We start from the raw sequence: 12,411 nt of genomic DNA, 5'->3' as shown, positions 1-12,411 counted from the left end.
CGGCCGCGATAGAGATCCTTGTGCATGGTGTCCAGCGTCGGCTGGTCGCCGGTATAGCTGTGGATCGTGGTCATGAACCCGCGGGCGATGCCGATCGTGTCGTTCAGCACCTTGGCGACCGGCGAGAGGCAGTTCGTCGTGCAGCTTGCGTTCGAGACGACGAGGTCATCCTTGGTCAGCGTGTTGTCGTTCACGCCGAAAACGATGGTCTTGTCGGCATTGTCGCCGGGGGCCGAGATCAGCACGCGCTTGGCGCCGGTCGACAGATGCGGCTGCACCTTTTCCTTCGAGGTGAAGAGGCCGGTGCATTCCATGATGACGTCGACATCACCCCAGGGCAGTTCGGCCGGGTTGCGGATCGCCGTCACCTTGATCGGGCCACGGCCGACATCAATGGAATCGCCCGAGACGGTCACTTTCGCCGGGAAACGGCCATGGACCGAATCGTAGCGCAGCAGGTGCGCGTTGGTTTCGACCGGGCCGAGATCGTTGATCGCGACGACCTCGATATCAGTGCGTCCCGATTCGATGATTGCACGCAGCACGTTCCGGCCGATCCGGCCGAAACCGTTGATTGCCACCTTAACCGCCATGGGGGTTCTCCGTCGCTGATGGATGTTCGGCTGGCAGATAGCGCGGATTTGCCGGGGAATGCAAATGGCTCGGCCGCCAATCCAGACGAAAGTTTTCTGAAATCGCGATGTTAGCGCCTTGACTGCGCGCGCAAATCCGCCGGCCTCGGCCGTTAGCGCCAGAAGCTTACATATTCGACCAGCACCGCGAATTGCTTGGCGAGGAACAGGGGCATGTTCATGTGCAGAAACAGCGCGTCGATCAGGAAGAACGCGAGAATCACGAGGCCGAGGCCAATGGCGATGGCGTTGGTCATTGGGCCTCCTGTTGCCGGTGGCGGGTCGGGCATGACCCATGGCCAGAGCTAGGGCAGAGCGGCGCGGGGGGCAAGTCCCGGTCAGTCGCTGGCCGGCGCATCCTCGCCATCGCCGGTTGCGATCAGGAACAGATCGCCCGCCGCTTCCATCCGGCGGATCGTGGCGACGACCGTGTCCATCGCGCCCTCGGCATCCTTGGCCGGGACGTTGCCGAGGATCTCGACCTCATCCCTCAGCGATTCCGCGAGGCGCGTTGACAGGCTGCGAAGGAGGAAGTCCACCGTTTCGCGGTCCTGTCCCCTGGCGCCGGCGAGGGCCTTGATCAGGATGGCGGGGTCCAACTCGCGGATGATGCGCGGAATGTCCCTTGGATCGACACGGGCGGGGATGTTCATCCAGGTGAAGATGGTCTTGCGCACCTCATCGGCGAAGCGGGCGTCCTGATCGTCGAGGCCGGCCAGCACGTTGTCGCGGGTCTGGGCCGAGGTCACGTTCAGGATCGCGCCCACCTTCTGCTCGGCCTTGCCCTCGATCGCGGGCCGCGGGATGGCATCGGCGGCGCGGATCAGCGCCATGCCGATGCGGCGCAGGGGCGGCGCCTCGATCACCCCGGTCAGGGACATGGCATAGGCGATCTGGCGCGACCGGTCCGGGTCGATCAGGCCCAGCACCTCGGCCGCGCGCGGCACCGGCAGTTTCGAGAACATCACCGCCGCGATTTCGACCGACTCGGTCCGCGCCAGTTCGGCCAACAGGGGGGGCGAGAGCATCGCGATCCGGTTCCAGGGATCGCCGGTGCCGTTCAGCGCGGCGAGGCGGCGCAGCCGGTCGCTGGTATCCGAGGAGAGATGGCCGTCCAGCAGATCCAGCGTGCCGTCGATATCGCCGGGAAAGCTGAGGCCGACCGCCTCAAGCCGGTCGCAGAATTCGGCGATCACCGCATTCCTCGTCTCGCGGTCGACCAGCCCCATCATCGCCATTTCCTGCGCGAGGTCGGTCTGCGCCCCGGCGGGCAACTTCGCGAGGTCGATATCCTCGCCCTCGGCCAATGCGAGGCGCACGATGATCGCGGCTTTCTGCCTGGCGCTGAGCGCCGGATTTGGCGTCATGCGACTGCCCCCGATTCCAGTTCTGGGGGCAGCCTGTCATCAAATGCCGAACAGGCGGTTAATGCGCGCCGTTTTCGCCAAAGACACGCGCGAAGATCGTGTCGACATGCTTGGTGTGATAGCCAAGGTCGAACTTCTCCTCGATCTCGGCGGGGGAAAGCGCGGCGGTGACTTCGGGATCGGCCAGAAGCTCGGTCTTGAAGTCGGCGCCCTGTTCCCAGACCTTCATCGCATTGCGCTGGACGAGGCGATAGGCGTCCTCGCGGCTGACGCCCGCTTGCGTCAGCGCCAGCAGCACGCGCTGCGACATGACGAGGCCTTTGAACTTGTTCATGTTCTTTAACATGTTCTCGGGGTAGACGACCAGCTTCTCGATGACTCCGGCCAGACGGTTCAGCGCGAAATCCAGCGTGATGGTTGCGTCGGGACCGATGCCACGCTCGACCGAGCTGTGCGAGATGTCGCGTTCATGCCAGAGCGCCACGTTCTCCATCGCCGGGACGACGGCCATGCGGACGAGGCGGGCGAGGCCGGTCAGGTTCTCGGTCAGGACCGGGTTCCGCTTATGCGGCATCGCCGACGAACCCTTCTGGCCGGGGCTGAAGAATTCCTCGGCCTCCAGCACCTCGGTGCGCTGCATGTGGCGGATCTCGATGGCGACATTCTCCATCGACGACGCGATGACGCCCAGCGTCGCGAAGAACATCGCGTGGCGGTCGCGGGGGATGACCTGGGTGCTGATCGGCTCGGGCTTGAGGCCGAGCTTCGCGCAGACATGCTCCTCGACGCGGGGATCGATATTCGCGAAGGTGCCGACCGCGCCCGAAATCGCGCCGGTCGCCACTTCCTCGCGCGCGGCGATCAGGCGGGCCTTGTTGCGATCCATCTCGGCATAGAAGCGGGCGAAGGTCAGGCCCATCGTGGTCGGTTCCGCGTGGATGCCGTGGCTGCGGCCGATGCGGACAGTGTCCTTATGCTCGTAAGCGCGCTTTTTCAGTGCGGCCAGCACCTTGTCCATGTCGGCCAGAAGGATGTCGGCGGCGCGGACAAGCTGGACGTTCAGCGTGGTGTCGAGGACGTCCGAGGAGGTCATGCCCTGATGGACGAAGCGCGCTTCCTCGGCGCCGATATGCTCGGCCAGATGGGTCAGGAAGGCGATGACGTCATGCTTGGTGACGGCTTCGATCTCGTCGATGCGGGCGACGTCGAACTCGACATCCTTGGCTTTCCACACCGCTTCGGCATTCTCGCGCGGGATCACGCCCAGATCGGCCTGAGCGTCGCAGGCATAGGCCTCGATCTCGTACCAGATCCTGAACTTGGTTTCGGGCGACCAGATGGCAACCATTTCGGGGCGGGAATAGCGCGGGATCATCGAAAACTCCTCGTATTTGCCGGGGTTCTAGCCGCAAGACCCCTTGCCCGCAACCGCGCCTTGCGCATGATGGCGGGATGAGTGAGATACTTCAGCGCCGCCTTGCCTTTGCCCCATGGGTCGATCCGCGCACGCGGCGGATGCCCGGAACGGTTCCCGTGACCGAGGGTGAATGGCTTTTGCAGGACGATGCCTTTTCCAAGCAGTTGGAATTGCGCGAAAAGCTGATCTTGGAGCAGACCGACGCGGTGCATCGCTTGTCCGCCGACTGCCTTCCCGCGGCAGAGGAGCTTTACGACCGGATCCTGCAATTGCTGCCCCAGCACGGCTATGCGATGGGCGAGGTGATCCGGCGTCCCGATGGCGGCCTTGTCCGCGCGGATCGCAGCCAGCCGCTGCTGACGCTGGGCCGGCTGGTGGCCGAGGATCTGTGCCTGATGGTTCCCGGCCCCGAGGGCGAGCATGTCCTTGGCGGCGCGATCCTCTGCTTTCCGGCGGGCTGGACGCTGGCGCAGAAGTTCATGCGCCCGATGATGCGCATTCACAAGCCGGTCCCGAAATATACCGAGGATATCGGCAAGCGCGTCCAGCGCCTTCTGGACGGCATCCGGCCGGGGGTCGGCATGATGCGGGGAACGGCGCATCACTCGAACGCGCCTTTGCACAATCCTCGAACCGAAGAACAGGGCCGCGCCCCCGAAGGCCCGCTGCCCTTCATCCGGGTCGAGCGGCAATGCCTGTTCAGATTGCCAGAGACGGGGGCGGTCGTCTTCTCGATCCACACCTCAGTTATCCGCGAGGAGGATCTGAGCGAGGAGCAGCGCGTGACGCTGGCAGAGTTCCCGATCCGCGAGGCGGCGTGAAAGCCATGCACTGGGCGTGACCCTGCCTTGCAGCGGGCGCTGATTGCGGTAACGCTGCGGCGGCCACAACTTCTGACAACATGCAATCTACGAAAGAGGGCACAACGATGCCGACGCTTTTCGATCCCCTGAAGCTGGGCGCGGTGACGCTGAAGAACCGCATTGTCATGGCGCCGCTCACGCGCAGCCGCGCGGTCGAGGATCGCGTGCCGAACGCGCTGATGGCCGAATATTACGCCCAGCGGGCGGATGCGGGGCTGATCCTGTCCGAGGCGACCGCCGTTACGCCGATGGGCGTGGGCTATGCCGATACTCCCGGCATCTGGAATGACGCGCAGGTCGAGGGCTGGAAGCAGGTGACAAAGGCGGTCCATGACAAGGGCGGGGTCATCTTCCTGCAACTCTGGCATGTCGGCCGGATCTCGGACCCGGTTTTTCTGGACGGTCAGACCCCAGTTGCGCCAAGCGCGATCAAACCCGCGGGCACGGTGAGCCTCGTGCGCCCGAAACGCGACTATGTCACCCCGCGCGCGCTTGAGACCGATGAGATCCCCGGAATCGTCGCCGCCTATCGGCAAGGGGCCGAGAACGCCAAGCGCGCCGGTTTCGACGGGGTGCAGATCCATGCCGCGAATGGCTATCTGATCGACCAGTTCCTGCAGGACGGCACCAACCACCGCACCGACGCCTATGGCGGCTCGATCGAGAACCGCACCCGCTTCCTCAACGAGATTGCCGATGCGGTCATCGAAGTCTGGGGCGCGGATCGTGTGGGGGTCCATCTGGCCCCGCGCGGCGACAGCCACGACATGAGCGACAGCGACCCCCGCGCGCTCTTCTCGCATGTGGCGCGGCAGATGGCGCAGCGCGGGATCGCCTTCCTCGGCGTGCGCGAGCATCTGGCCGAGGACAGCGTGCTGGAGGACATCCGGGCCGCCTTCGACGGCGTTGTGATCGCGAATGAGGGCATGACCCAGGACGTCGCGGAAAAGCTGGTCGAGGATGGCCGGGCCGATGCCGTGGCCTTCGGTCGCGACTTCATCGCCACCCCCGACCTGCCGCGCCGGTTCCGTGACGGGCTGACGCTGAACGACGTCGATTTCTCGACCTTCTATGTCGGCGGCGCCAAGGGATACACCGACTATCCGCTGGCCGAAGAACTGGCCTGAAGCAGCGCAGCCCGGTCCCCTGCGGCGGCCAATGAAGCAATGAAAAAGGGCGCCTTTCGGCGCCCTTTCCCAACTGTCCCTGTTCGGACTTAGACCGAGTAATACATCGCGTATTCGATCGGGTGGGGGGTATGCTCATAGGCATAGACCTCTTCCCATTTCAGCTTGATATAGCCTTCAAGCTGGTCGCGGGTGAACACGTCACCGGCCAGCAGGAAGTCCATGTCCTTCTCAAGCTCTTCCAGCGCCTCACGGAGCGAACCGCAGACGGTCGGGATCTCGGCCAGCTCTTCCGGCGGCAGATCGTAGAGGTCCTTGTCCGAAGCCGGACCCGGATCGATCTTGTTCTTGATCCCGTCAAGGCCGGCCATCAGCAGAGCGGCAAAGGCCAGGTAGGGGTTCGCGGCCGGATCGGGGAAGCGGGCCTCGACGCGCTTGGCTTTCGGCGACTCGGTCCACGGAATACGGACGCAGCCCGAACGGTTGCGGGCCGAATAGGCGCGCAGGACCGGAGCCTCGAAACCGGGGATCAGGCGCTTGTAGCTGTTGGTCGAGGGGTTCGTCAGCGCGTTCAGCGCCTTCGCGTGCTTCAGGATGCCGCCGATGAAATACAGCGCCTCTTGGCTCAGGTCGGCATATTTGTCGCCGGCGAAAAGCGGCTTGCCGTCTTTCCAGATCGACATGTTCACGTGCATGCCCGAGCCGTTGTCGCCCTTCATCGGCTTCGGCATGAAGGTCGCCGATTTGCCGTAAGCGGCAGCCACGTTGTGGATGACGTATTTGTATTTCTGGATGTTGTCGGCCTGCTGGACCAGACCACCGAAGATCATGCCAAGCTCGTGCTGGGCGGTCGCGACCTCGTGGTGGTGCTTGTCGACCTTGATGCCCATGCGCTTCATGGTCGAGAGCATCTCGCCGCGGATGTCCTGGGCCGCATCGACCGGGTTCACCGGGAAGTAGCCGCCCTTATGGGGCGCGCGGTGGCCGAGGTTGCCGCCTTCATAGACGGTGTCGGTGTTCCAGGCCGCGTCGGACGAGTCGATCTCGAACGAGACTTTCTGCGGGGTGATGGCGTATTTCACGTCATCGAACAGGAAGAACTCGGCCTCGGGGCCGAAATAGGCGGTGTCGCCGATGCCCGAGGACTTGAGGTAGGCTTCGGCCTTCACGGCGGTGCCACGCGGGTCGCGCGAATAGGGCTCGCCCGTGTCGGGTTCGGCCACGTTGCAATGCACGCAGAGGGTCTTCTCGGCATAGAAGGGGTCGATATAGACCGAGGAGGGGTCCAGGATCAGCTTCATGTCGGACTGGTCGATGGACTTCCAGCCGGCGATCGAGGAACCGTCGAACATGAAGCCTTCCTCGAAGAAGTCCTCGTCGACCAGATCGGCGACCAGCGTCACATGCTGCAGCTTGCCTTTGGGATCGGTGAAGCGGATGTCGACATATTCGACTTCCTCGTCCTTCATCAGATCCAGAACGTCTTTGACTTTCATTGGATTTCCTTCCTCCATTCAGTCGGCCCGGCCGCCGCGGCCGGGGTGGAAAAACTCGTTATGCCGCAGGGGGCAGTCGGGATCAGACCGCGTCGTCGCCGGTTTCGCCGGTGCGGATGCGAATAGCCTGCTCGACCGGGATGATGAAGATCTTGCCGTCGCCGATTTTCTCGGTGCGCGCGGCCGAGATGATCGCGTCGACCGCAACCTCGACCAGATCGTCGGGCAGCACCATCTCGATCTTCACCTTGGGCAGGAAGTCGACGACATATTCGGCGCCACGGTAGAGTTCGGTGTGACCTTTCTGACGGCCAAAGCCTTTGACTTCGGTGACCGAGAGGCCCTGGACGCCCACTTCCTGAAGCGCTTCTTTCACATCATCCAGTTTGAAGGGCTTGATGATGGCTTCGACTTTCTTCATCGCCTGATCCTTCCTCGCGACTTGCCTGCGACCTGATTGGCGGGTTTGATAGGGATCGTCCATCCGGCATGATGGGGAAAGCGGCATGGAAACGCCGAAACAGCTTCAACTGCGCTATTATTGTGCAAGAAGCCCAAAGGATATGCAACGATCATGGGCGACCGATCCCCGATTTTGACGACTCGACAGATGCTCCTGGTGGAAGCCGCCGCGATCGCCTCCGGGGTGGAGACGGGAAGCAGCCTGATGGAGCGTGCGGGAACGGCCGCCGCAGCGGCGATCGCCGGGTTCTGGCCCGATTTCACCGCCAGCGGACGGGTTGCGCTGGTCCTTTGCGGGCCGGGAAACAATGGCGGCGACGGCTATGTCATCGCGCGCCATCTTGCCGCGCGTGGCTGGCCGGTCCGGGTCGCCGCGCTGGCGGCGCCCGCGACGATCGAGGCGCAGGGCGCCGCCTCCCTCTGGCGGGGCGAGACGGTCGGGATCGGCGAGGCGTCGCCGGTTCCCGGTCAGGGGATCGGCCTTTGCATCGACGCGCTTTTCGGGACAGGAATATCGCGCCCGCTCGCCCCGGAAATCGCGGGCCTTCTCAGAGGGATAGCCGCTTCCGGCTGTCCGATCGCGGCGGTTGACATCCTCAGCGGGATCTGCGCCGACAGCGGCAGGATCCTTGGCCGGCAGACCTTGCCCGAGGCCGCGCTGACCGTGACATTCCACCGTCGCAAGCTGGGCCATGTGCTGGCCGAGGGCGGCGAGCTCAGCGGAACGGTCGAGTGCCGCGATATCGGGCTGGAGCCGTGGAGCGATGCCGCGGGAAAGGCCGTCTGTCCCGCCGGACCCCAGCCGGGCCTGCAGAAGCGCGGCGGGCACAAGTACAATCACGGCCATGCCCTGATCCTCGGCGGCGGTCCGACAAGGGGAGGGGCGGCGCGCCTCTCCTCGCGCGCGGCGCTGCGCGTGGGGGCGGGGCTGGTGACGCTGGCCGTCCCGCCCGAGGCGCTGCCCGAAAATGCCGCAAGACTCGACGCGATCATGCTCGAGCCGCTTGCCGGGGCGGACATATTGACCCGACGCCTGCGGGATGCGCGGATCAACGCCCTCTGCCTTGGTCCGGGGCTTGGCATCGACCGGGCGGTCCTGCTGGTGCCGGCGGCGCTGGAGGCGCGGCGTGCGACCGTCCTTGATGCCGATGCGCTCAGCGCCTTTGCTGAGGCCCCCGAGCATTTGTTCAGCCACCTGCATGAGAACGTGGTCCTGACCCCGCATGACGGAGAGTTCTCGCGCCTCTTTCCCGATCTCGCCCGCAGGCTCAATGACGCCCCGGCGCGGGGGCCTGCCTTTTCGCGGCTGGACGCTGCCCGGCAGGCGGCGGCACGGGCGGGTGCCGTGGTGTTGCTGAAGGGCCCGGACACGGTGATCGCCGAGCCGGGCGGGCAGGCCGTGATCAGTTCCGCGACCGGCGCGGATGCCGCGCCCTGGCTTGCGACGGCCGGGTCGGGGGACGTCCTCTCGGGCCTGATCACCGGATTGATGGCGCGGGGTTTTCCGGCCTTCGTGGCCGCCCATAGCGGTGCATGGATCCATGCCGAGGCGGCGCGCCTCTTTGGCCCCGGCCTGATCGCCGAGGATCTGCCGGAGACTCTGCCAGCGGTGTTTCGCAGCCTCGCCGGCTGAGGAGCGGCATTTTCCCCCTCGCATCCCGACGGCCGCTTTGCTATGACGCCGAAACCCCGCGGCACCGGTTCGGCGCGCGGGCGGATGCGGGTGTGGCGAAATTGGCAGACGCACCAGATTTAGGTTCTGGCGCCGCAAGGCGTGGGGGTTCAAGTCCCTCCACCCGCACCATTTTTAGAACGAAACGCCAGCGATTTCTGGTCGTTTTGTTCGACGCCCCGGCCCGACCCGCCAGCTAGCCCGCCAGAGCCTCAACGAAATTTTCCACGTCCTTCCGGTGCCAAACGGTCATTCCCTCCCATTTGATGGGCGTCGGGAACTTACCCGCCCGGACCCTGTTCCAGACCTTGTTGCGGTGAACGCCCAGCATCAGCGTTACCTGCGTGTTGCGTAACAGGAGCGGTTGGATCGAGGAATATGCGACGGCAGCCATGATCACACCATCCCTAGCGTATCCATCTCGGGGATAACTTCTTCCGCGGCGATGTCGTCCTTGTCGCACTTGCGCAGCGCGATGACCTTCCGCATCACTTTGGTGTCGTATCCGTGTGCCTTGGCTTCGGCCATCAGCTCCTTCTGGTGCTCGGCCACGTCCTTCTTCTCGGCCTCGAGTCGCTCGAACTGTTCGATGAACTGGCGAAGCTCGCCGGCTGCGACCCCAAAGGCTCGGCTGTTGTGTCCGTTCCAGTCGGGATCCTTCATTTTCGGCCCGCGGCACACCTTCTCCAGCGCCTCCTTCATCATGTCCATGCTGATCGGGCCGGTTTCGCGGGTAAATGGCCACCACTCGAGGTGATCGGCGCGCCACCTGTCCCGTTCGTCGGGGATCAGGTCGGCCTTGATGTGATTGCAGGGGGGCAGCAGGGGGCCGTCCGCGTGCTCTCCAGGCATTTCGGCATGATGTGATCCATCGTCATGGCGAGGCTGGACGTCGCGCTGGGCGCCTCAGGGATGACGGCAGTGAGCGGCGGGCAGACGCTGTTGCCGCAGCAACTGACCTGCACGTTCTTGGCGAAGGCATCCCAAGTCCACTCGCCGTCTTCGTCCTCGCGCCAGACGCCCTCGATCACATTGGCTGGGAAACCTTGGGCGCTGGTCAAGCCGGCGTTTAAATTCCTGATGGCGATGCTGACATTCGACTTGCGGCCCAGCAAGGGCGTGAATCGCTTTGTCCTGACCACCTTGCCACCAGAGGGTGTGGCTCCGACGAAGATGCTTCAGTTGGGTACGCGGATTCCAGTCAGGGAAGAACGTCGCCTGCCCATCGTACAGATGATGCACACGAGCAGGCTAGTTTCATTGAGTGTCACGAAGGCGCAGGAACTGGCCGCGTCTTAGAGATCACAATCGACGATCCAGACGCCACGGCCATCTGGTTCATATTTAAGGATCTCGGGGCCGAGATCCTTATCTGCAAACGTCACGTTGCCCAGCGGGGTAAAGCCCTCGCGCAAACAGACTTGCTTAGCCTCATCTTCGGTATCTGCTTCGCCGATGATGTGGCCGACATGGAGTGCGACATGGTGAGACATCAGGCGCAGCCCTTCAGGCGATCTCGGCCATTTCAGCTTCTTGGGCCGGTGCCTTTGCCCGGCTGGCAGCGGCAATGTCGTGGAGGTAGGCTGCGGGCTTGAGTCCGGCAGAGGTCAGGAAATCGACATAGCGTGCGCATTTCATCGACCGGTATTCGTCGTATTTCTCTCCATCGAACTTGATCAGCTTCTTGAGGCTGGTGCGCGTCAGCGGTTCTTTCAGATCGGCTCCGCGCAGGTACGGCACCCCGGTCTCGCGGCACATTTCCTCGGTCCGGGTGTCGATCGTGATGGTGCACGCCATGCGCTCTGCCTGGATGGCGAGCTGGGCGCCATGGAAACGCGGGCCGATCAGCAGATCATGGCGGCGCAGCTCGTCCATCCATGCAGGGACATCGTAATAGGAGCGGGCGTAGGCGTGCGTCCATGCCTTGAAAAGCTCGGTCGAGTAGTGCGGCAGGACGTGCTTGCGCACCCGCTCAAGAGCTTCTGGCTCCATGTCGTCGAAAAGATCCCGTGAAATCTTGATCATGCTGGCCATGGACTGGACGATATAGACGCCAGGGAAGGCGTGATCCATCATCATGGCAATGAGCTGCTGTTCGATTTGGCGAATATTGGCCCAGGCTTCGTGTCCTGCCGCCACCGCGATGCTTCGGGGCAGCGGGTTCGCATCCCAGTTATTCTGGATGCGGCGACCCAGATCGGAACGCGGGTTCATGAAATGGGTCGGGCAGCCGTTGGCGAGCGTTTCCGCGCCGGTCAGCTTACGGATTTGCTCGGAGGTGTAGGGGCCGCGGGTGTAGATGTTCTGAACGCCATGGCGCTGACCATTCTCGATAAGGGCGTCAAGCCAAGCGCGCGTCCCCGGTGTCAACTCGATGTCGGCCTCCAAGTCCTTGGCCTGAGCGCCAAGCCCGATGGCGATGACTGGTTTTTCGACCTTCGCGATGATGGCGGCGGCATTGGTCAGGTCGGTGTGTTTCCCGAGCTGATTGGCGCAGGGAATGACAAGGACATCGACCTCGTTGTTGATCCGATCGGGGCGGGTGCTCCAGGAAAAGTGGGTGAAATCGGCGTCGATCTGTTTCTTGATGGCATGGACGAAGGCCAGATTGCCGTTGTTATGCCCGATTTGCCGATAGAGGGTCGCGAAGTCCGCGTTCGAATAGAAGCCGGGATCCTTGGTTTCCCAGAGCAGGCCAACTTTCATTTGTAGTTCCTATACTTGAAGCAAGATTTTCATTTTCTTCCGCTGCTGAGCCCATACACTGAAGTAGAGGGCTAGACACCAGAATTTCCGGGCAACAACAGCGCGGATAGGGGCGGGAGCGGCTGCCATTGTCAACCAGATCGGTCCGGTCAGAGCGTTCGTCGCGATCCTTCGTCCCGCGCTGCCGCTTTGCCCGACATCTGACCACGCCGCTGGTGGCATGGCGGCATTGAAACGACGCAAGAGGATCAGCAGCATCCTGCTTCGGGGATCCCGGGCAGCCACCTGACCCGGCAGATCACGTCCGAGCAGATCAGCGCGCGCACCCGGGAAAGAAGATCGGCGAAGCGCAGGCGCGTCATAGCGATATCGGAATCGGGCTGGACGGGTTTGCCCCAAGCCGCCATCTTCTGATCATGAAAACGATCCTGATCTTGACGCTTCTTACCGTCGGCCTGTCGGGCTGCAACGATAACGGCTGTCGCGAATGGTATAGCTTCTGCATCATCCAGTGAGCTGACGCCCTTCGATTTCAACGCCCCGTCCGAGGTCAGGAAGGGGAAGGCATCTTAAGATTGGCCGCTCCTTGATTTCGTGCCTGCGCGTTCCCATATCATGGTCGCTAAGTTATCTGTTCTGCATCCTGTCTCCCCAGGGCTTCAGTCTGCG

The 12,411-nt window shown here is 63.4% G+C and carries 15 protein-coding genes and 1 tRNA gene; 5 read left to right on the top strand and 11 right to left on the bottom strand.

The annotated features are described in order from the left end of the window. The 4 genes from VNQ78_RS04935 to purB form a co-directional block, all read right to left on the bottom strand. Positions 1 to 593 (bottom strand): type I glyceraldehyde-3-phosphate dehydrogenase (locus tag VNQ78_RS04935; RefSeq protein ID WP_325687202.1); only part of this gene is annotated, 593 nt, incomplete at its 3' end. 152 nt (positions 594 to 745) lie between these two features. Beyond that, complete coding sequence (locus VNQ78_RS04930) at positions 746 to 889, bottom strand: hypothetical protein (RefSeq protein ID WP_325687200.1); 144 nt, start codon at positions 887 to 889, stop codon at positions 746 to 748. Positions 890 to 970: 81 nt separating this feature from the next. Then, complete coding sequence (locus VNQ78_RS04925) at positions 971 to 1,999, bottom strand: flagellar motor switch protein FliG (protein WP_325687198.1); 1,029 nt, start codon at positions 1,997 to 1,999, stop codon at positions 971 to 973. A gap of 58 nt (positions 2,000 to 2,057) precedes the next feature. Then, entirely contained in the window at positions 2,058 to 3,374 is a 1,317-nt protein-coding gene (purB, locus tag VNQ78_RS04920) for an adenylosuccinate lyase (RefSeq protein ID WP_325687196.1), read from the bottom strand. Positions 3,375 to 3,451: 77 nt separating this feature from the next. Between purB and VNQ78_RS04915 the strand changes: the two genes are divergently transcribed. After that, positions 3,452 to 4,237 (top strand): DUF3445 domain-containing protein, encoded by a 786-nt coding sequence (locus VNQ78_RS04915; RefSeq protein WP_325687194.1) that lies wholly within the window; start codon positions 3,452 to 3,454, stop codon positions 4,235 to 4,237. Between the two features lie 107 nt (positions 4,238 to 4,344). After that, positions 4,345 to 5,406, top strand: a complete 1,062-nt coding sequence (locus VNQ78_RS04910; RefSeq protein ID WP_325687192.1) for an alkene reductase — start codon at positions 4,345 to 4,347, stop codon at positions 5,404 to 5,406. Positions 5,407 to 5,495: 89 nt separating this feature from the next. On the opposite strand, the gene glnA is transcribed toward VNQ78_RS04910, so the two are convergent. Continuing rightward, the gene (gene glnA / locus VNQ78_RS04905) at positions 5,496 to 6,902 is read right to left on the bottom strand and encodes a type I glutamate--ammonia ligase (protein WP_325687190.1); all 1,407 of its coding nucleotides are present in this window, start codon (positions 6,900 to 6,902) and stop codon (positions 5,496 to 5,498) included. 82 nt (positions 6,903 to 6,984) lie between these two features. Further along, positions 6,985 to 7,323, bottom strand: coding sequence for a P-II family nitrogen regulator (locus tag VNQ78_RS04900; protein ID WP_311758684.1), 339 nt, complete (start codon positions 7,321 to 7,323; stop codon positions 6,985 to 6,987). A 189-nt stretch (positions 7,324 to 7,512) separates the two neighbouring features. On the opposite strand from VNQ78_RS04900, the gene VNQ78_RS04895 reads away from it, so the two are divergent. Next, a complete protein-coding gene (locus VNQ78_RS04895) occupies positions 7,513 to 8,997 on the top strand; it encodes an NAD(P)H-hydrate dehydratase (RefSeq protein ID WP_325687181.1) in 1,485 nt (494 codons plus the stop codon). Positions 8,998 to 9,083: 86 nt separating this feature from the next. After that, positions 9,084 to 9,168: transfer RNA gene (locus VNQ78_RS04890), tRNA-Leu, on the top strand. 64 nt (positions 9,169 to 9,232) lie between these two features. Here VNQ78_RS04890 and VNQ78_RS04885 read toward each other — a convergent pair. After that, positions 9,233 to 9,430, bottom strand: a complete 198-nt coding sequence (locus tag VNQ78_RS04885) for a helix-turn-helix domain-containing protein (RefSeq protein WP_325687179.1) — start codon at positions 9,428 to 9,430, stop codon at positions 9,233 to 9,235. 2 nt (positions 9,431 to 9,432) lie between these two features. Beyond that, positions 9,433 to 9,699 carry a DUF2312 domain-containing protein gene (locus VNQ78_RS04880; RefSeq protein WP_325687204.1) on the bottom strand — a complete coding sequence of 89 codons (267 nt, stop codon included), beginning with the start codon at positions 9,697 to 9,699 and terminating at the stop codon, positions 9,433 to 9,435. Between the two features lie 213 nt (positions 9,700 to 9,912). Here VNQ78_RS04880 and VNQ78_RS04875 point away from each other — a divergent pair, with 213 nt between their 5' ends. Further along, complete coding sequence (locus VNQ78_RS04875; RefSeq protein ID WP_325687177.1) at positions 9,913 to 10,335, top strand: hypothetical protein; 423 nt, start codon at positions 9,913 to 9,915, stop codon at positions 10,333 to 10,335. Here VNQ78_RS04875 and VNQ78_RS04870 read toward each other — a convergent pair. From VNQ78_RS04870 to VNQ78_RS04860, 3 genes are all read right to left on the bottom strand, one after another. After that, the gene (locus VNQ78_RS04870; RefSeq protein WP_325687175.1) at positions 10,332 to 10,529 is read right to left on the bottom strand and encodes a hypothetical protein; all 198 of its coding nucleotides are present in this window, start codon (positions 10,527 to 10,529) and stop codon (positions 10,332 to 10,334) included. The two genes, VNQ78_RS04875 and VNQ78_RS04870, sit on opposite strands and share 4 nt — an antisense overlap. Positions 10,530 to 10,542: 13 nt before the next feature. Beyond that, positions 10,543 to 11,742, bottom strand: a complete 1,200-nt coding sequence (locus VNQ78_RS04865; protein ID WP_325687173.1) for a polysaccharide pyruvyl transferase family protein — start codon at positions 11,740 to 11,742, stop codon at positions 10,543 to 10,545. A gap of 248 nt (positions 11,743 to 11,990) precedes the next feature. After that, positions 11,991 to 12,278, bottom strand: a complete 288-nt coding sequence (locus VNQ78_RS04860; RefSeq protein WP_325687171.1) for a hypothetical protein — start codon at positions 12,276 to 12,278, stop codon at positions 11,991 to 11,993. Positions 12,279 to 12,411: the final 133 nt, after the last annotated feature.

Source organism: Paracoccus sp. (in: a-proteobacteria) (assembly GCF_035556475.1).
Classification (GTDB): Bacteria; Pseudomonadota; Alphaproteobacteria; order Rhodobacterales; family Rhodobacteraceae; genus Paracoccus.
The sequence above is the reverse complement of the archived record's forward strand: the minus strand, read 5'-3'. Positions and strand labels throughout refer to the sequence as shown.

Excerpts from the sequence above, each read along its gene's own strand:
- VNQ78_RS04930 (WP_325687200.1), bottom strand. The coding sequence starts at position 889 with ATGACCAACGCCATCGCCATTGGCCTCGGCCTCGTGATTCTCGCGTTC.
- VNQ78_RS04925 (WP_325687198.1), bottom strand. The coding sequence starts at position 1,999 with ATGACGCCAAATCCGGCGCTCAGCGCCAGGCAGAAAGCCGCGATCATC.
- purB (WP_325687196.1), bottom strand. The coding sequence starts at position 3,374 with ATGATCCCGCGCTATTCCCGCCCCGAAATGGTTGCCATCTGGTCGCCC.
- VNQ78_RS04915 (WP_325687194.1), top strand. The coding sequence starts at position 3,452 with ATGAGTGAGATACTTCAGCGCCGCCTTGCCTTTGCCCCATGGGTCGAT.
- VNQ78_RS04910 (WP_325687192.1), top strand. The coding sequence starts at position 4,345 with ATGCCGACGCTTTTCGATCCCCTGAAGCTGGGCGCGGTGACGCTGAAG.
- glnA (WP_325687190.1), bottom strand. The coding sequence starts at position 6,902 with ATGAAAGTCAAAGACGTTCTGGATCTGATGAAGGACGAGGAAGTCGAA.
- VNQ78_RS04900 (WP_311758684.1), bottom strand. The coding sequence starts at position 7,323 with ATGAAGAAAGTCGAAGCCATCATCAAGCCCTTCAAACTGGATGATGTG.
- VNQ78_RS04895 (WP_325687181.1), top strand. The coding sequence starts at position 7,513 with ATGCTCCTGGTGGAAGCCGCCGCGATCGCCTCCGGGGTGGAGACGGGA.
- VNQ78_RS04885 (WP_325687179.1), bottom strand. The coding sequence starts at position 9,430 with ATGGCTGCCGTCGCATATTCCTCGATCCAACCGCTCCTGTTACGCAAC.
- VNQ78_RS04880 (WP_325687204.1), bottom strand. The coding sequence starts at position 9,699 with ATGAAGGATCCCGACTGGAACGGACACAACAGCCGAGCCTTTGGGGTC.
- VNQ78_RS04875 (WP_325687177.1), top strand. The coding sequence starts at position 9,913 with ATGGCGAGGCTGGACGTCGCGCTGGGCGCCTCAGGGATGACGGCAGTG.
- VNQ78_RS04870 (WP_325687175.1), bottom strand. The coding sequence starts at position 10,529 with ATGTCTCACCATGTCGCACTCCATGTCGGCCACATCATCGGCGAAGCA.
- VNQ78_RS04865 (WP_325687173.1), bottom strand. The coding sequence starts at position 11,742 with ATGAAAGTTGGCCTGCTCTGGGAAACCAAGGATCCCGGCTTCTATTCG.